The sequence below is a fragment of the Paenibacillus ginsengarvi genome (assembly GCF_003626695.1).
GTDB lineage: Bacteria > Bacillota > Bacilli > Paenibacillales > NBRC-103111 > Paenibacillus_AB > Paenibacillus_AB ginsengarvi.
This window is the reverse complement of sequence record NZ_RBAH01000006.1, coordinates 243,544-260,146: the sequence shown is the minus strand read 5'-3', so window position 1 is coordinate 260,146 and position 16,603 is coordinate 243,544. Positions and strand designations below refer to the sequence as shown.

The following is a 16,603-nucleotide window of genomic DNA, read 5'->3' as shown; positions in this document are numbered from 1 at the left end:
TGCTCATGCCGAACCGCCCCGTTTCTTTGGCACGGCTTCGATTATTTTTTGGACGGTTCTGCCGACCGCCTGCTGCAGCCCGCTTCCTGCACGCAAGCACCGCTTCAAGCGGCGTTTGTTCGTCTTCGTAAGCGTCTCAGGATCGAGCATGCCGCGCGAGGAGTAAATATCGCCGTTTTTTTCGTGTTGTGCCATAGAACGCAGCTCAAGAGCGATAACGAACGCCTCACGCCAGCGCTCGATAAGCTCAGCCGGATAAGCGTTATTGGACTCCAGGGCATCCAGTCTCTCCAGCGTCGACGAAGCCGTTATCCCGTTTACAAGGGCAAGCAGCCGGATTCCGTTTACTAGCGGAATATAAGCTCCGTATTTGACATCGAAGGAGCCTGCATCTTGTCCGTACCGCTCGGTAATGATGTTGCCAAGTACCCCGAGCGTAATTTTGTGATGAAGCGTGTTTTGCAGCATATGCTCGAACAGCGCCGGGTTATCCGTCGTAAGGCTCCTATACTCGCCGCGAAGTTCGTCTGCGAGCTGCCGGTCACCGTACAAGCAGCGCATATCGGCAATCATCAGTAAGTAACGTACGCTCTCCCACTCCGGATCGGAGATCCATTCCTTAAGCATGTCGCCCCACTCAGCTTTCGTTTTGCGCCACTGCGGATTCGTGCACAGCACGTTGCCGGGACACGGCGGGTACCCCGCAGCTTGAAGCCACTCAAACACGCGTTCCGCCAATTGGCGAAAATACGTCTCAGCCTCGCCTCGCTGATCCGGCGGCGGCTCGGCGAATACGATCGCATTATCCTGATCGCTCCAAAGCGTCTGCTCCATCCGCCCCGCACTGCCAACTGCGAGGAACGCATACGGAACGGGCGGCGTGCCGTACCCTTCCAGACGAAGCGTCTGCTCGGCAAGCGCGATCGTCCCGGCAATAAGCCGGTCGTGAGCTTCGTTCATGCACCGGTTCCAATCCGTTACGTCGTCAAACAAGGAGGGCCGGAGCTCGAAGAACATCCGGTCCCTCAGTCCGCGCAGCTGTTCGGTGCTCACCGCGTTATAGATCGATACGTCAAACCGTTCCATCCAAGAAAACTCCATATCGCCCGGTTTCACCCCCGACAAACGCGCCATGATCGCTTACACAACCAGCGTTTCGGTGCCGCTGCCTGATTTTTTCATTTGCTCCGGATAGCCGTACGTGCCGTGCTCGCTGATGTCCAGCCCCATAATCTCTTCTTCCTCGGTGACGCGAAGCCCCATCGTTTTCTTCATGACCCACAGGATCGCATAGGAAAGCACGAACACGAAGAGGAACGATACCGCTACGCCCAGCGCCTGAATGCCAAGCTGGTGCAATCCGCCGCCATAGAAAAGTCCTTCCCGGCCTACGCCCACAATTTCAACAAGACGCGGCGAGGCGAAAAAGCCGGTGGACAAAGAGCCCCAAATACCTGCAATGCCGTGAACCGAAAAGGCGTAGACCGGATCGTCGATGCCCGCCTTCTCGAACCATTGCGCCGTGAAAAAGGTGAGCGTTCCCGCCACGAGACCGATAACGACCGCTGCCCACGTTTCGACAAAGGCGCACGAAGCCGTGATGGCAACCAGCGCCGCAAGCACGCCGTTCAGCATACTCGGGATATCCGCCTTGCCGAAGTAAAGCCAGGATACGAGCAAAGCCGCCACGCCGCCGGCCGCAGCCGCCAGATTCGTATTCATCGCGATAAAGCCGAAGAAGCCGTCGTTAACTGCCGTAAGCGTACTGCCTGGGTTAAAGCCGAACCAGCCGATCCATAAGATAATAACGCCGAGAACGGAAAGCACCTGGTTGTGGCCGGGAATCAGATTCGGCTTGCCGTCTTTATTATATTTGCCGAGACGAGGTTTCAGCAGCAGCGTTGCCGCCAGCGCAGCAGTTGCGCCCTGCAGGTGAACGACCGTCGAACCGGCGAAATCCTGCTTGCCGTGCTCGGCGAGCCAGCCTCCGCCCCAAATCCAGTGCGCCACGAACGGGTAGATGACGACCGTAAACAAAATACCGAAGACGAAGTAAACCGACAGTTTCGCCCGCTCCGCGAAGCCGCCCCAGGCGATGGCAAGCGCTACACCTACGAAAGCGAGCTGGAACAGAAATTTGATGGCGCCAGGTACGAGCGAAGCGGATAACGAAGCGAAATAAGTTGTCGTTTGCTCCTCTGTGCCGTCAAAGAAAAATCCGCCGAATCCGATCAGCTTGTTTAGACCGCCCCCGTCTCCGAACGCGAGACCGAAGCCGAATGCCCAGAAGGCGAGACCGGCGATGCCGAACGTAAGAATCGTTTTGCCGGCGACGTGACCGGCGTTTTTCATTCGAGTCGAACCCGCTTCCAGCAGAGCGAAGCCGGCTTGCATGAAGATAACCAGGATCGCCGCCAGCATGACCCATACGGAGTCTACAGCGAGATGGAGCTGCCCGGCAGACGGCTCACCTTCCGCAAAAGCCATCACCGGAAAAGCGAATAGCATTGTCAGGCACAGTAACAGAACCTTCTTCATTGCGAATTCCACCTTTTGTGTTAGTTTTAATAACATACTACGAATGCTTTAGTGCCATTATACGCGCGAGCTCATGAAAAGACAATAATATTTTTAAAATAAATGTTAAATATCCATACATTAGCCCAGGTTATTCATAGGATTGTTCGGTTTTCATTCAGATATGTAAGGTTTATTATCTTTTAGTACTTTGCCGCGATCTTCCGAGATCCTGGTCACCCGCTGCCAAAAGCATGACGTTTGACTGTACGGTTTGCTATGGTTTATGATGAGGCTAGAGGAAAATGCGGCCCGTTTTACGTTGTAAGACGGTCTGCCAGAAGAGGTGAATCGGATGGGGTTATGAAGCATTATCGGATTGGGGAGCTGGCGCGTCTCGCGCAAATTAGTTCGCGGACGATCGACTACTATACGAAGCTCGGTCTCATTTATCCGGAAAAACGATCAAAAACGAATTATCGGCTGTACACAGATGAAACCTTGGCTCGTTTGAAACGTATAGAAACGATGAAGCAGGAAAAATACTCATTAGAAGAAATCAAAGCCAGCCTGGATGCGTGGAATAAAGTAAGTCAGGATGAGGCTGTGACAGAAAAACTCACATCACTTGGCCTGCACCTGCGACAGCTGGAGCGTGAAGTAAAGGAGCTGAGCCCGCTTTTGGCCGAAATGAAGCCGCGGCAGGCAAAGTACGCTTTCAATACGATCGCGGCCCAGAGCGCCGCCTGTATCGATGCGCTTCTTCTTCTGCTGGGCAAGGGGCCATTTATGTAAAGGAGGAAGCAAATATGTTTTTTCACCCAATGGATTTCCTCATTATCATCGCCTTCGTCGTTTCGATCTGGGCACAATTTCGCGTCAAGAGCACATTCAACCATTGGGCGCAGGTTGCGAACAGCAGTGGTATGACCGGATATGATGCGGCCCGCAAAATGCTTGACCGGAACGGCCTGCACGATGTTCCGATTGAAGCGGTGCCTGGCGTGTTGTCGGACCACTACGATCCGATTCACCGCGTTGTCCGGCTGTCCGAGCCCGTTTATTACGAAAGATCGATTTCCGCCGTTTCGGTTGCTTGTCACGAAGTCGGCCACGCCATTCAGCATTCGGTGAACTACCCGATGCTGGTCGCACGGCACCGCATGTTCCCGCTCGTCAATATTACTTCGGGCATTGCGCCGCTGCTGCTGCTGGCCGGATTTTTCTTCCAAATGTCCGGACTGCTGCTGCTCGGGATCGTATTTTTTTCCGCAGCCGTCGCTTTCCAGCTCATTACGCTGCCCGTCGAGTTTAATGCGAGCAATCGCGCGCGCGAACTGATGGTGTCGGAAGGCTTTATATCCAACGAGGAAGAACGCGGCGTCGCCAAAGTGCTGAATGCGGCCGCTCTGACTTATGTAGCCGCAGCCCTGATCTCGCTGCTCGAGCTGCTGAAGTACATTATGATTTTCACAAACCGCCGCGAATAATAACGGCTGCTCGCGTATACGAAGAGAGCTCCCGCGCGTAAGGCAATCGCCTCTCGCACAGGAGCTTCTTTTTTGTTCCGGAAACTTAACGAAGCCGGAAATAGTCGAACAAAAACTGCTGAAACATTTCGGCTACGATCGGCAGCTTATGCCCCGACTTGCGGATGAGCCCGATCGTACGCGTCACATGCGGCTCCGTCACCTTCACTTTGACGGGCATGAGCGGGCTGATCTGCGTAAGCGCCATTTCCGGCAGCAAGCTGACCCCCATGCCGGCGGCAACGAGCCCGCGGATCGTATCCGTCTCCTCGCCCTCGAAGCCGATAATCGGCGTAAAACCCGCCTTGCGGCATGCTTCCCAAACGATCGTGCGAAGCGAGTAGTTTTCGCTGAACAGCACGAACGAGTCGTATTTGAGCTGTTCGAGCCGGATCGAGGAATAGTCGGCCAGCACATGACTGCTCGGCAGTATGGCGTACAGTTCCTCCGTCAGCACCACTTCGCCGACAACTTGATCGTTATTTTCCGGATAAGGGGAAATAAACGCCATATCCACATCGCCCCGGATCACATCGCGAATCAGACTTGAGAACGTCCCCATTTTCAGTCTGAATTTGACGTTCGGATGGTCCCTGCGAAAATCGGCTACGACGGAAGGTACAAGACTGATCCCGAGCGAATGCGGAAAGCCGAGACAGATTTCGCCAAGCTCCGGATCGAGAAATTCCTTGATTTCGCCGACTGCCTTCTCCAGCCCGGTCAGCAGTTCCTCCACCCGGCCGAGAAACAGCTTGCCGACCGGCGTAAGCTGCAAGTTTCTCCCCTTCTGCACGAACAGCTGAAGACCGAGTTCCTCCTCGAGCTGATGGATTTGCCGGCTAACCGCCGACTGCGCGACATGAAGCTCCTCCGCCGCTTGCGTCACATGCTGCTTGCGCGCCACTTTTACGAAATATTGCAATTGCCTTAGCTCCACTGCGGTTCTCCTCCAGCCCATCTCTTCGTTCGCTCTGTTTCCCGGTCAGAAGACGCCTACCGCCTGCGCAGCAGTGGCGTAAACAGCAGAAACCCTCCAATGAAGCCGCCGATATGCGCATAATAATTGACTTGGGGGATGAGAAACGTATAAATGAATCCGACGACGACGATCGTTATGATCGTCGAGGACGACTGCTTGTCGAGCGCTTTGCGGAAGAACAGGAAGATGAACAAATACGCCGCAAAAACTCCGTAGATGGCCCCGGACGCGCCAACGGATACGATCGTATCCGGTCCTTTGTAGAACAGGATCGTCGCCAGATTGGCGATAAACCCGCTGCCCAAATAAAATAGCATATATTTCCACTTGCCGAGCATGCGCTCCAGCGGAGGCGCGAACACAAACAACGAGAAGCTGTTAAACAGCAGATGATCGAAGCCGCTGTGCAGAAACATCGACGCTAAATACCGCCAATACTCTCCCGAATAAGGGGAATCGTTCACAAGCGCCCCGAAGCGGACAAGCGTCTCGATATTTTTCGTACCGCCTGCGAATTCCATCCATACGTACATGATCAGCTGTATCGCCAATACGGCAGTTGTAATCGGATACCAGCGCGTATACTGTTTAAAATTTTCGTATCTTAAAAAAAGCATAACCTATCCCCCGTAAAACCCGCAGGTTCGATTGTATCTCCCCTATCATACAACATGCATCCGCCGTAAGCCAAATACGCTTTGCAGGCGGCGGAATAATGACCGAATCCGGTGGGAAGCTATAAGCGAAAGGAGTTTATAACCTATGACAGACGAAGCGAAAAAAAGCTTAAACGAACATGCGGCAGAAGTTGCAACGCATCATTTCAACGTTTCCGATTACGAAAGTTCCTCCGAAACGGCTCAAGGTATTGCGATCACGCACGAACAATTAAACGACATGTATGCGATCGGAACAAGCGACGACACTACTGGCAACGAACGGGAAACAGAAATGGGAAGACGGTAAGTTGTCCCGCTGTTTGCAGCAACAGGCACACATAGATAAGCGGTCGTCTACAGAATATAACGTTGTAATTACACCTTACCGAACAGGAGTTGACGACTTGAAAAAAGCAGCAGCTTCTCTCGCTCTTGCCGCAGCATTGACGTTATCCGCAGTTCCGGTTTTGGCTATGGATTCGACAGCGACGACACCGTCCACCACAACGACGCCGAACTCGGCAACGACGCCGGGCGTGTATGGCTCTATGCACAACACGACGTCGAACAGCATGACAAATCCGATCGGCACCACGGATACTAGCGTCTACCCTCTCGGCAACCGAAGCACGACCGATATGACGGGTACGACCGGCACTACCGGTATGACAGGTACAACTGGTACAACTACTGGTACAACCGGCACTACCAGTACGACCGGTACAACTGGTACAACTACTGGTACGACCACGAGAGCTCACACGACCGACAATTACCGCACAGGAACAGACGGCTATACGGTGAAGAACTATCGCGCTTATGCAAACAACGCCAATACGACAAACTGGAGCTGGTTGGGCCTTCTCGGCTTGATCGGACTTGCCGGATTGTTCGGACGCGGCCGGGCTCGCGACGAAGTCTAAACGCAAATACCGGTCAAGGCGTTTTCGCAGCCAAACAATCGCCCTGCGGGGCGGTTGCATACATATACGATTTTACCCATTTGAAAAAGGCGATTTATTGGACAACCGCAACAACCTTCCGATATAATTAGAGGCGGTGACGATGTTAACTCTCTCATTCGGTAGGAGGATGAAATTACATGGCAACATTTAAAGGCAATCCGATCACACTGGTCGGCACGCAAGTTAACGTGGGCGACAAAGCTCCAAACTTCACGGTAAGCAAAAACTTGCTGACCGATGTAACGCTCGCCGACTATGCAGGCAAAATCAAGCTGATTAGCGTCGTGCCTTCTCTCGACACGGGCGTATGCGATCAACAAACGCGCCGTTTCAACGAAGAGGCTGCAAGCCTTGGCGACAACGTCGCCATTCTGACGATCAGCGTCGATCTGCCGTTCGCTCAAGCCCGCTGGTGCGGCGCTGCCGGCGTGGACAAAGTGGAAACATTGTCCGACTACAAAGCCAAGTCGTTCGGACAAGCATATGGCGTTCTGATCGAGGAGTTCCAATTGCTCATGCGTTCGATCTTCGTCATCGACGCAAACGACACTGTGCAATATGTCGAATACCTCGGCGAAATGACCGAGCATCCGAATTACGAAGCTGCCCTTAACGCTGTCAAAGCGCTGGCATAAGTTTCGATACATAAGAAGAAAGCGGCCGGGAATCCGATTCCCGCCGCTTTTTCATTTTAATTGTCCGATTTATAGGTAGACAGCCTCTGATCGAGCAGTTTGAACAATTCCATGATCGTTCGGTAATTCGATCCGAGATCGCCGAGCGAACCGCGGGATGCCGAGTAAATATCGACTGCGGATTTTATCGGGTTGATCGAGAACAAGGTGATCGTTATATCTTGAGTCCGGCCTGTCATCGTCCGTTTCGTGACGACAATTTCTCCGACATTTTTCACTTCGTGCAGAAGGGTATATTTCGGCAGCTTTTTAAGAAGCGATGTCACTTCCTCCCAAAGCTTGTCCTTGGAAAGCTTGTAGTACCTCGTCTTGAGCGCCGGATCTCTTGCTTTGTCGCCCGTTACTTCGTGACTGCGGATAAGACCTATCAACGTTCTCTTCAACAAAAGCAAATCCCCCCTGTTTCGTTCAGCTTTGTCCATTTTCTCGCGCTATATTCCATATTAACATGCTTTCCTTTAGAGAAAAAGTTTTTTTAAGGGACTTTCGGCGCAATTCCATACAAAAGAAGCCGGTCATCGACCGGCCTTGGCATATAAAAAGGAATAGTTCCAAAACTTGGAATCAGTCAATCGCTTCGATCTGTACCTGCTCCAGCAGACGATCGATGTCCGCTTCGACGACGTGCCCGGCCTGCGCATTCAGCGCGTTCGCCGTTCCGGCCGCCGTCGCCAGACGAAGCGCCTGCTCGATCGAACGGCCCGCCGCTAAGGCGACCGCCATCCCGGCCACGAACGAATCGCCGCTGCCCACCGGATTAACCGCCTCGATCCGCGGCGCCCTGATGCGATACAGCCTGTCGTCATATCCAGCCAGCGAACCGCTCGCCCCAAGCGTGACGACCACGCAGCCGATCCCCATCTCCATCAACTGTTTCACGCCATCGTGCAGATCCGATTCCCGCTCCGGCTTCCGCCCTCCAAGCAGCTTCTCGATCTCATCCTCATTCGGCTTAATGAAGAACGGATTGGCCCGGACACCTTCCACCAGCGCATCTCCGCTTGTATCCAGGAAGGTTTTGGCCCCTTCGGCTTTCGCAATCCCGATCAGCTCCGCATACAGCGAGGACGGCGCGCCCTTAGGCAAACTGCCGGAAAAAGCGACAATCGCCGATTCCGCCGCAAGCTGCTTCACCTTGGCCTTCATCGCTTCTATAGCGGCTGCTGTCAGCACCGTCCCCTGCTCCAGCACTTCCGTGGACGTGCCGGTACTTTTGTCGATCATGTTCAGGCACAGACGCGATTCGCCATCGACCGCGACGAAATCGTTATCGAGTCCGGCTTTCGTCATCTCGTTTACGATAAACTGACCGTTGCTGCCGCCGACAAATCCGGTCGCCTTAACGGCGCCACCGAGCTGCTTCGCCACTCGCGCCACATTGATGCCTTTGCCCCCGGGCACGCTAATCATCTCGGCGACGCGCGATACTTTGCCGAGCGGGAATGATTCCATCACATACGTTTTATCGATGGCCGCATTTAACGTTACGGTTGTAAGTAGAGACATTCGTCGCCGCATCCTTTGCTTTCCCGAATTCGATTAACGGAAATCTTTTGCTTTGCCGAAGCTGCCGCACAGACGCATTTTTTCGATCGCCGCTTCCTTGAGCGCTTTTTTGGCTGGAACCATATATTTCCGCGGGTCGTTTTCTTCCGGATTTTGCGCGAAAATCGCTTTGATCGCATCGGAGAATACGATCCGCAGCTCGGTCGCCACGTTCATCTTCGCCATTCCGAGCGAGACAGCCCGGCGCACTTGCTCTTCCGGTATACCCGATCCGCCGTGAAGCACGAGCGGCACGTCCACAAGCGAAGCGATCCGCTTGATCCGGTCGAAGTCGATTTTCGGCTCGCCCTTGTAGATGCCGTGCGCCGTGCCGATCGCCGGAGCAAGCGTAGGTACGCCCGTCAGCTCGACAAATTTCACGCATTCCTCCGGATCGGCCATAAGCGCCTCGTTATCGGCAACGACGATTTCGTCTTCGACGCCGCCTACCTTGCCTAGCTCGGCTTCCACGTTGACGCCTGCCGGCCGCGCTACTTCCACAACGCGCTGCGTCTGTCTTACGTTCTCGTCGAACGGGGAATGCGAGGCGTCGATCATAACCGATGTATAACCCGCGCGGATACAGCGGACGATCAGGTCGAATTCGGTACAGTGATCGAGGTGAAGCGCGATCGGAATGCGATTCATATTGGAGGCAACCGTAGCGGCGGCGGCAATATATTCCGGACCCAAATGCTTAACCGTGCCGACGGTGGACTGAATGATCAGCGGGGATTCCGTCTCGACGGCCGCTTCTACGACGGCTTGAAGCATCTCCAGCGTGTGTACGTTGAAAGCGCCGATACAATACCCGCCGGCGCGAGCAGCTTGAAGCATAGGGGTGGACGATACAAGTGGCATAATGAGTTCCTCCCAAAGTTCTGTTTCTTTTTCGACTATTTCGTTTCGTTTTGTTTCTTTTTCTATTGTAGCCGATCCTTTAAACGGTGACAATTTATTTTTTGCAGCCCGCAGTTTACGTTACGATGAGCTGAATGCCAAGATCGCGTATCCGGTCGCAGGTGCGGGCATCCAACTCCCTGTTCGTCACCACTTTGTGGACAACGGATAACGGCGCCACATGGGAAAAAAACACGCGCCCGAACTTGCTGTGATCCGCGACGACGATTACTTCCTTGGCGATCGAAATCATGTTTCGGTCCATATTCGCTTCCGACAAATTCGGCGTCGTCAGCCCTTCCCGGAGATCGAAGCCGTCCACGCCCAAAAACAGCTTGTCCACCCGGATACTCGCCAGCGTGCTTTCAGCCAGCGGCCCGACGAGCGCATACGACTTCGGCCGCAGCTTGCCGCCGATCAGAATGACCTCGAAGTCGGCGTAATTGCCGATCTGCACGGCAATGTTGGCCGCATTCGTAACGACCTTGAGCCCTTTTTTGCCGGCCAGCTTTTTGGCCAGCATCATATTGGTCGTTCCCGCCGTCAGCAGCACCGCATCCTCATCGTTCACGAGTTTGGCGGCCGCTTCGGCAATCCGTTCCTTCTCGGCGACAAGCGCTTCCTCTTTCTCGGAAAACGACTTCTCGTGGGCCACCTCGCTTACCCGGGAATGAAGCGCCATCGCCCCGCCGTGCGTGCGAACGAGCAGCTCCTTCTCCTCCAGCTTTTCGAGATCGCGCCGTACCGTTACCGGCGATACGCCGAGGGCGTCGCTCAGCTCGGCTACCGTCGCTTTCCCGTCGCGATTGACCAGTTCCATAATGCGCAAGTACCGTTCTTCCGCAAACATGCGTTTCCTCCTGCATAGCGGCCCTCTGTTCCACGCGGGCAACTTCATAATTTGGTTCGTTCCAGTTCGTTTCTGATCGTTTCACTTTCCAGTTTACCAGTGAACGCGAAATTTTGCCACCGGTATGACGAAACACTACGCCATCAGCGGCCGCCGGCGGAATTGGCGCTTCCGCAGGCAGCCGCCAACGCTGAAAAAAACGGCACTCCTCCCCCGCAGGGAAGGCTGCCGCCTGTCAATTTTCAGTATCGTTTTTCGGTACGAGCTCGTAAATGCGCCCGGATTCCAGCACGTCGATCAGACGATCCAGCCAGTCGTAATACCGCAGGGCACCCTCGATCTTGTCCAAATCGCGGGATAACAGATCGTGCAGCTTCCCGTCGCCGCCCTCGGCCTCCGCCTCCCTCAAGCGCCGCAGCTCGGCCTCCGACCGGCGAAGCGCGGTCACGTTTACTTCGATCGCCCGCCGCCATTCGATCGCGAAATAGTCCGTAAACGTCTGGTGCCAGTCCGGCTCCGCCTCGTACAAATCTTTGCGGGCGCCCTTCTCCCATACTTTATGAACCATCTTCAGATCGAGCAGCATCCGGACGCCGGTGCTCATGCTCGTCTTGCTCATTTCCATTTCCTTGCCCATTTCATCTAGTGTCATCGGTTTATCCGAGAAAAAGAGCATGCCATACAAGTGACCGACCGATTGCGTCACTCCGTACAAATCCATATTTTTGCCGATCGCTTCGATTATGCGTTTCCGGGCTTTTTGTATCGTTTCGATATGCGGTTCGGACAACCCGTCTAACGGTTGCATCGTTCTCGGCCTCCCATCGTTCTATTTGTATTGTATGGGATGCGTTTCCTGTTGTAAAGGAACGGATTCGGCAGGATGTTTCCGAATAAGCGAGCATTCGGCCGTAAATTACGTACAGTTTTTTCTGTACGTTCTATACATAAAGTTTTTTATGTTGTAATTATGTCCAACATCGGATTACAATAGAACAGTAAGTTTCACGGAAGACGTGAATGACAATCGAATAAGGGGGTGCTCGCATGGCAATCATCGAGCTGAAACAAGTCAGCAAGCTGTTCGGTTCCGGGTCGCAGCAGGCGCAGAGGCTGCTGGACGAAGGCTGGACCAAAGAAAAGCTGGCAAAAGAGAAGCAGCTCGTGCTGGCCGTCAATCGGGTTAGTCTGCAAATCGGCGAAGGTGAAATTTTCGTCATTATGGGACTGTCCGGCAGCGGAAAATCGACGCTGGTGCGGCTGCTGAACCGTCTGATCGAACCGTCCGCCGGAGACATACTCGTACGGGGTCAGGCCATTACGCAGATGAATGCGTCCGAACTGCGCGAGCTGCGGCGCAAAACGATCGGCATGGTGTTTCAAAAATTCGCCCTGCTCCCGCATCGGACGGTCTTGTCCAACGTCGAATTCGGCCTGGAAATTCAAGGTGTTCCGAAAAAGGAACGGCGCGAGAAGGCGCTGCAATCCCTGCAGCTCGTCGGTCTCGACAATTGGGCGGACAAAATGCCGGATGAGCTGAGCGGCGGTATGCAGCAGCGGGTTGGACTCGCCCGGGCGCTCGCGAATGATCCCGAGGTGCTGCTTATGGACGAGGCGTTCAGCGCGCTTGACCCGCTCATTCGCCGCAGCATGCAGGATGAGCTGCTCGAGCTTCAATTAAAAATGAAAAAAACGATCGTGTTCATTACTCACGATCTGGACGAAGCGCTGCGCATCGGCGACAAAATCGCGCTCATGCGGGACGGAGCCGTCGTTCAGGTCGGAACGCCGGAGGAAATCATGATCAATCCGGCTAATGAATACGTCGAACGGTTCGTAGAGGATGCCGATTTGTCCAAGGTGCTTACCGCCGAACACGTTATGAGACGGCCGGAGACAATCGCTCCGGACCGCGGGCCGCGCGTCGCTTTGCAGCTTATGCGCGAGGTCGGCATTTCCAATCTGTTCGTCGTCGACCGGCAGCAATTGCTGATCGGCGTCATTTCCGCCGACGATGCGGCGGAAGCGATGCGCGCGAACAAAACGCTAAACGAAGTCGTCAACCGCGACGTGCCGACAGTGTCGCCGCAGACCGTGCTGAACGATCTGTTCGAGCTGTGCGGAACGTCCAGAGTGCCCGTTGCTGTCGTGAACGACGCCGGACGTCTGGTAGGCGTTATCGTTCGCGGCGCCGTGCTTGGAGCTTTAGCCGGGCAAATCCCGGGAAAGGAGGCGAACGCCGATGATCCCGAAACTGCCTCTTGACCGGCTGATCGAAACCATCGTCGATTGGGTTTCGGATCATCTGTCCGGCTTGTTCGATGCGCTCTCTACGGCCATCGGCGGCCTCGTCGACGCGTTCTCGTTCGTGCTCCATGTCGCCCCTTCCTACGTACTGATCGTCCTGCTGGCGGCGCTGGGCTACAAACTCGGCAAATGGCCGCTCGCCCTGCTTTCGGCTATCGGACTTTTACTGATCGTTAATCTCGGCTACTGGGACGAAACGATGGATACACTGGCGCTGGTGTTATCGTCCGCGTTCATCTCGATCGTGATCGGCATTCCGCTCGGCATTTTGTGCTCCAGAAGCAGAGCTGCGGCGCAAACGATTACGCCCGTGCTCGACTTCATGCAGACGATGCCGGCTTTCGTTTATTTGATACCGGCCGTCATGTTTTTCGGTCTCGGTGTCGTGCCCGGCGTTATCGCCTCCGTCATCTTCGCCGTGCCTCCGACGATCCGGCTTACGCATCTCGGCATCCGGCAAGTGCCGGCGGAGCTCGGCGAAGCGGCCGACGCTTTCGGCTCGACGCCGGGCCAGAAGCTCGTAAAGGTTGAGCTGCCCTTGGCTTGGCCGACCATAATGGCCGGTATCAACCAAACGATCATGCTGTCGCTGTCGATGGTTGTCATCGCTTCGATGATCGGGGCGCAAGGCGTCGGAGCTTCCGTGTACCGGGCCGTGACGCAGATCAAAATCGGCGAAGGCTTCGAAGCCGGCCTCGCGGTCGTTATTGTTGCCATTGTGCTGGACCGGTTTACCCAGCGTTTGATGAAATCGAAACCGAACAAGTAAAGGAGACTGATATTCATGAGGTTTAAAAACACGAAAACACTGCTGCTCGCAGCTATAACGATAAGCGCGATGCTCGCCGGCTGCTCCGACAAAGGATCAACCTCCGGCGGCGCTGCCGGTGAAAACTCTAACAGCAAACCCGTAGCCGAGCAGGTCAACCGGCAAATTATCGGTATCGATCCCGGCGCGGGCATTATGAAATCGGCGAACAAGGCCATAGCCGATTACGGCCTGAAAGACTGGAAGCTGATCGAAGGCTCCGGCGCGGCCATGACGGCGGCGCTCGACAAAGCGATTAAGGACAAAAAGCCGATCATCATTACCGGCTGGACACCGCATTGGATGTTTGCCAAGTACGAGCTGAAATATTTGGAAGATCCGAAGTTATCGTTCGGCGGCGAAGAGCAGATTCATACTGTCGTGCGCAAGGGGCTGAAGGCCGACCAGCCATCCGCTTATACGGTGCTGGACCGGTTTGAATGGACCGCGGACGATATGGCGGCCGTGATGAGCGCGATCCAGGAAGGCAAAAAGCCGGAACAGGCGGCCAAAGACTGGGTCGACGCCAACAAGGATAAAGCGGATAAATGGACGGAAGGCGTAGACAAAGCTGACGGTAAATCGCTGAAGCTCGGCTATGTCGCCTGGGATTCCGAGATTGCCAGCACGAACGTAGTGAAGGCCGTTCTCGAAAGCAAGCTTGGTTACAAAGTAACGGCGCTTCAGGTCGAAGCTGGTCCGATGTGGGCCGGAGTCGCCGGAGGCGATACGGACGCGATGGTCGCCGCTTGGCTGCCGACGACGCACGAAGACTATTTGAATAAATATAAAGATAAAATCGAGGATCTCGGCCCGAACTTGAAAGGAACGAAAACAGGACTTGTCGTGCCGGCCTATATGGACATTTCCTCGATCGAGGATTTGAACAAATAAGCGGCAACGAAAAAAGCCTCGCGGCACAAAACGTGCGCGGGGCTTCATTTTTGCGTACGGAAGGAAGTGCGTCTATCCTTTTCGCTCATTTCCTTCGGCGGCAATTCTCACAATATCCTTGTTCGGCAAGTAATGCAGCGTGCGAATATGGCGGATCGTCCTTGTCTGCGCCCGCATGACGAGCGAGTGCGTCTCCGCACGCTCTCCTGGCATATAACGCACCCCTTGCAGGAAGCTGCCCGAGGTGACTCCCGTTGCGGCGAAGATGACGTCCTCCTTGCCAACCATATCTTCCATCGTCAGCACTTTATATGGGTCGTGCAGCCCCATATCGACGCAGCGCTGGTATTCGGTCGCATTGCCCGGCATAAGCCGTCCTTGCAGCTCGCCGCCCAAACATTTCAGCGCCGCCGCGGCAAGCACGCCCTCCGGCGCTCCGCCGGAGCCGACGAACAGATCGATGCCGCTCTCGGGCATCGCCGGCGCTATAGCCCCCGCCACATCTCCATCGGTAATGAACTTGATGCGTACGCCGACTTTCCTCAGCGTACGAACGATCGCCTCGTGCCGCTCCCGGTCGAGCATCATCACCGTAAGCTCGCTCAAGTTTTTGCATAGCGTCCTCGCTACAAGGTCCAGCGTTTCTTCGAGCGGCGCGTTAATATCCACCTTGCCCGCAAGCGCAGGGCCAACGGACAGCTTTTCCATATACATGTCGGGAGCGTGCAGCAGATGGCCTTTATTCGCAATCGCTAGCACCGAGATGGCATTGTCGAGGCCGCGGGCCACAATATTCGTTCCTTCGAGAGGATCAACAGCGACATCGACCTCAGGCCCGTTCAGGCTGCCGACCTGCTCGCCGATATACAGCATGGGCGCCTCGTCCATCTCGCCTTCGCCGATCACAACCGTACCATTGATCGACACCGTATCGAACATCATCCGCATCGCCGTTGTGGCCGCAGCGTCGGCTTCGTTTTTCTTTCCCCTACCCATCCACTGCGCTGCGGATAAGGCCGCCATTTCCGTCACGCGGACGACTTCAAGCGCCAGTTCTCTCTCCATGCCTGCTCCCCCTAGTCCAAATTCTCTCCTCTCCATATATTGTATCACTTTTAATAAAAAGAGTGTATTATATACCGAAAAAATATATTTATGCTACACTCTTTGTTGTTCGGTTTATTTGCAAAAAATATGTCTGCCGATTTGCTTAATTTGCGGCCGAGTCCAGATCCAGGCGGAAGTTGCCGTCTCCGGGTTGAAGTAATAAAGCGCTTCGCCCGATGGGTCCCATCCGTTTACCGCATCCTGAACCGCTTTGGCCGCCGTATCGTTTGGAGTGAGCCAGATTTGACCGTCTGCTACCGCCGTGAACGCTCCCGGCTGGAATATTACGCCCGATACCGTATTCGGAAACGAGGAGCTTTGCACGCGATTGAGGATGACGGCTGCTACGGCCACCTGGCCGATATAGGGTTCGCCTCTCGATTCCCCGTAAACGGCATTGGCCATCAGCTTCAAATCCTGGCTGCTGAAGCCGGAATTACCCGAAGGCAAGCCTCCCCCTCCGCCGCTGGTTCCTCCGCCTCCGCCACCAGTCGTGCCTCCCGTGCCACCGGATGCTCCCGGCGCCCAATTTTTGGTCGCGTTCCACAGCATGACCTTCGTTTTCGGTCCGACGACTCCGTCTACCTTCATGCCGAATTTGTACTGGAAATCGCGGACGGCCCGGTCTGTTTGCCAGCCGAAATCGCCGTCTATGGGACCTCTGTAATAATCCAAATAAGTTAAGCGCCCTTGAAGCTCATACACATCCGAACCGTTCGAGCCGTATTGAATAACCTGATTGCTGAACGAGGATACGACTTTTGGCGCCATCCACGAGACCGCTGCGATAGTCATTATGATTGCTACCGCGAAAACGGCCTTTCTCCATTTGTATGCTGACAACACAA

At 54.7% G+C, this 16,603-nt stretch carries 19 protein-coding genes; 8 read left to right on the top strand and 11 right to left on the bottom strand.

What is annotated here, in order from left to right; all coding sequences use genetic code 11:
* Positions 1-3: 3 nt before the first annotated feature.
* Together D7M11_RS10965 and D7M11_RS10960 are read right to left on the bottom strand one after the other, a co-directional pair.
* Positions 4-1,134, bottom strand: coding sequence for a DUF294 nucleotidyltransferase-like domain-containing protein (locus D7M11_RS10965; RefSeq protein WP_120747238.1), 1,131 nt, complete (start codon positions 1,132-1,134; stop codon positions 4-6).
* A 6-nt stretch (positions 1,135-1,140) separates the two neighbouring features.
* On the bottom strand, positions 1,141-2,538 hold the full coding sequence (locus tag D7M11_RS10960) for an ammonium transporter (RefSeq protein WP_120747237.1): 1,398 nt from the start codon (positions 2,536-2,538) through the stop codon (positions 1,141-1,143).
* A 342-nt stretch (positions 2,539-2,880) separates the two neighbouring features.
* Between D7M11_RS10960 and D7M11_RS10955 the strand changes: the two genes are divergently transcribed.
* On the top strand, positions 2,881-3,312 hold the full coding sequence (locus D7M11_RS10955; RefSeq protein ID WP_120747236.1) for a MerR family transcriptional regulator: 432 nt from the start codon (positions 2,881-2,883) through the stop codon (positions 3,310-3,312).
* 14 nt (positions 3,313-3,326) lie between these two features.
* On the top strand, positions 3,327-4,007 hold the full coding sequence (locus D7M11_RS10950) for a zinc metallopeptidase (RefSeq protein ID WP_120747235.1): 681 nt from the start codon (positions 3,327-3,329) through the stop codon (positions 4,005-4,007).
* A gap of 85 nt (positions 4,008-4,092) precedes the next feature.
* Here the strand turns inward: D7M11_RS10950 and gltC are convergent, their stop codons facing one another.
* On the bottom strand, positions 4,093-4,983 hold the full coding sequence (gltC, locus tag D7M11_RS10945) for a glutamate biosynthesis transcriptional regulator GltC (protein ID WP_120747234.1): 891 nt from the start codon (positions 4,981-4,983) through the stop codon (positions 4,093-4,095).
* Positions 4,984-5,039: 56 nt separating this feature from the next.
* Positions 5,040-5,642: a rhomboid family intramembrane serine protease gene (locus D7M11_RS10940; RefSeq protein ID WP_120747233.1), complete on the bottom strand. Its 603-nt coding sequence runs from the start codon at positions 5,640-5,642 to the stop codon at positions 5,040-5,042.
* A 145-nt stretch (positions 5,643-5,787) separates the two neighbouring features.
* Between D7M11_RS10940 and D7M11_RS10935 the strand changes: the two genes are divergently transcribed.
* The 3 genes from D7M11_RS10935 to tpx all read left to right on the top strand — a co-directional run bounded on the left by D7M11_RS10935 (position 5,788) and on the right by tpx (position 7,284).
* On the top strand, positions 5,788-5,991 hold the full coding sequence (locus D7M11_RS10935) for a YozQ family protein (protein WP_120747232.1): 204 nt from the start codon (positions 5,788-5,790) through the stop codon (positions 5,989-5,991).
* Between the two features lie 97 nt (positions 5,992-6,088).
* Complete coding sequence (locus D7M11_RS37315) at positions 6,089-6,607, top strand: WGxxGxxG-CTERM domain-containing protein (protein WP_240041049.1); 519 nt, start codon at positions 6,089-6,091, stop codon at positions 6,605-6,607.
* A gap of 179 nt (positions 6,608-6,786) precedes the next feature.
* Positions 6,787-7,284: a thiol peroxidase gene (tpx, locus tag D7M11_RS10925; protein ID WP_120747231.1), complete on the top strand. Its 498-nt coding sequence runs from the start codon at positions 6,787-6,789 to the stop codon at positions 7,282-7,284.
* Between the two features lie 56 nt (positions 7,285-7,340).
* Here tpx and D7M11_RS10920 read toward each other — a convergent pair whose 3' ends face one another.
* The 5 genes from D7M11_RS10920 to D7M11_RS10900 form a co-directional block, all read right to left on the bottom strand.
* Positions 7,341-7,730 carry a DUF1499 domain-containing protein gene (locus D7M11_RS10920; RefSeq protein WP_120747230.1) on the bottom strand — a complete coding sequence of 130 codons (390 nt, stop codon included), beginning with the start codon at positions 7,728-7,730 and terminating at the stop codon, positions 7,341-7,343.
* Between the two features lie 178 nt (positions 7,731-7,908).
* Entirely contained in the window at positions 7,909-8,850 is a 942-nt protein-coding gene (pfkB, locus tag D7M11_RS10915; RefSeq protein WP_120747229.1) for a 1-phosphofructokinase, read from the bottom strand.
* Between the two features lie 33 nt (positions 8,851-8,883).
* On the bottom strand, positions 8,884-9,750 hold the full coding sequence (fba, locus tag D7M11_RS10910; protein ID WP_193556168.1) for a class II fructose-1,6-bisphosphate aldolase: 867 nt from the start codon (positions 9,748-9,750) through the stop codon (positions 8,884-8,886).
* A 115-nt stretch (positions 9,751-9,865) separates the two neighbouring features.
* Positions 9,866-10,639 (bottom strand): DeoR/GlpR family DNA-binding transcription regulator, encoded by a 774-nt coding sequence (locus D7M11_RS10905; protein WP_158606553.1) that lies wholly within the window; start codon positions 10,637-10,639, stop codon positions 9,866-9,868.
* Positions 10,640-10,874: 235 nt separating this feature from the next.
* Complete coding sequence (locus D7M11_RS10900) at positions 10,875-11,447, bottom strand: GbsR/MarR family transcriptional regulator (protein WP_120747227.1); 573 nt, start codon at positions 11,445-11,447, stop codon at positions 10,875-10,877.
* Positions 11,448-11,686: 239 nt separating this feature from the next.
* On the opposite strand from D7M11_RS10900, the gene D7M11_RS10895 reads away from it, so the two are divergent.
* The 3 genes from D7M11_RS10895 to D7M11_RS10885 are packed head-to-tail and all read left to right on the top strand — an operon-like array spanning position 11,687 to position 14,648.
* On the top strand, positions 11,687-12,904 hold the full coding sequence (locus tag D7M11_RS10895; protein WP_120747226.1) for a quaternary amine ABC transporter ATP-binding protein: 1,218 nt from the start codon (positions 11,687-11,689) through the stop codon (positions 12,902-12,904).
* The gene (locus tag D7M11_RS10890) at positions 12,882-13,715 is read left to right on the top strand and encodes an ABC transporter permease (RefSeq protein WP_193556167.1); all 834 of its coding nucleotides are present in this window, start codon (positions 12,882-12,884) and stop codon (positions 13,713-13,715) included. The genes D7M11_RS10895 and D7M11_RS10890 overlap by 23 nt, the downstream gene beginning before the upstream one ends.
* A 15-nt stretch (positions 13,716-13,730) precedes the next feature.
* Entirely contained in the window at positions 13,731-14,648 is a 918-nt protein-coding gene (locus D7M11_RS10885) for a glycine betaine ABC transporter substrate-binding protein (protein WP_120747225.1), read from the top strand.
* A gap of 72 nt (positions 14,649-14,720) precedes the next feature.
* Here the strand turns inward: D7M11_RS10885 and glpX are convergent, their stop codons facing one another.
* Together glpX and sleB are read right to left on the bottom strand one after the other, a co-directional pair.
* Positions 14,721-15,713, bottom strand: coding sequence for a class II fructose-bisphosphatase (gene glpX / locus D7M11_RS10880; RefSeq protein WP_120747224.1), 993 nt, complete (start codon positions 15,711-15,713; stop codon positions 14,721-14,723).
* Positions 15,714-15,827: 114 nt separating this feature from the next.
* Positions 15,828-16,526 carry a spore cortex-lytic enzyme gene (sleB, locus tag D7M11_RS10875; protein ID WP_420818063.1) on the bottom strand — a complete coding sequence of 233 codons (699 nt, stop codon included), beginning with the start codon at positions 16,524-16,526 and terminating at the stop codon, positions 15,828-15,830.
* Between the last annotated feature and the right edge of the window lie 77 nt (positions 16,527-16,603).

Coding starts and splice junctions, on each gene's coding strand:
- D7M11_RS10965 (WP_120747238.1), bottom strand. CDS start 1,134: ATGGCGCGTTTGTCGGGGGTGAAACCGGGCGATATGGAGTTTTCTTGG.
- sleB (WP_420818063.1), bottom strand. CDS start 16,526: ATGGCGCCAAAAGTCGTATCCTCGTTCAGCAATCAGGTTATTCAATAC.
- D7M11_RS10885 (WP_120747225.1), top strand. CDS start 13,731: ATGAGGTTTAAAAACACGAAAACACTGCTGCTCGCAGCTATAACGATA.
- glpX (WP_120747224.1), bottom strand. CDS start 15,713: ATGGAGAGAGAACTGGCGCTTGAAGTCGTCCGCGTGACGGAAATGGCG.
- fba (WP_193556168.1), bottom strand. CDS start 9,750: ATGCCACTTGTATCGTCCACCCCTATGCTTCAAGCTGCTCGCGCCGGC.
- D7M11_RS10905 (WP_158606553.1), bottom strand. CDS start 10,639: ATGTTTGCGGAAGAACGGTACTTGCGCATTATGGAACTGGTCAATCGC.
- D7M11_RS10935 (WP_120747232.1), top strand. CDS start 5,788: ATGACAGACGAAGCGAAAAAAAGCTTAAACGAACATGCGGCAGAAGTT.
- D7M11_RS10950 (WP_120747235.1), top strand. CDS start 3,327: ATGTTTTTTCACCCAATGGATTTCCTCATTATCATCGCCTTCGTCGTT.
- D7M11_RS10890 (WP_193556167.1), top strand. CDS start 12,882: ATGATCCCGAAACTGCCTCTTGACCGGCTGATCGAAACCATCGTCGAT.
- D7M11_RS10900 (WP_120747227.1), bottom strand. CDS start 11,447: ATGCAACCGTTAGACGGGTTGTCCGAACCGCATATCGAAACGATACAA.
- D7M11_RS10940 (WP_120747233.1), bottom strand. CDS start 5,642: ATGCTTTTTTTAAGATACGAAAATTTTAAACAGTATACGCGCTGGTAT.
- D7M11_RS10895 (WP_120747226.1), top strand. CDS start 11,687: ATGGCAATCATCGAGCTGAAACAAGTCAGCAAGCTGTTCGGTTCCGGG.
- pfkB (WP_120747229.1), bottom strand. CDS start 8,850: ATGTCTCTACTTACAACCGTAACGTTAAATGCGGCCATCGATAAAACG.
- tpx (WP_120747231.1), top strand. CDS start 6,787: ATGGCAACATTTAAAGGCAATCCGATCACACTGGTCGGCACGCAAGTT.
- D7M11_RS10960 (WP_120747237.1), bottom strand. CDS start 2,538: ATGAAGAAGGTTCTGTTACTGTGCCTGACAATGCTATTCGCTTTTCCG.
- D7M11_RS10955 (WP_120747236.1), top strand. CDS start 2,881: ATGAAGCATTATCGGATTGGGGAGCTGGCGCGTCTCGCGCAAATTAGT.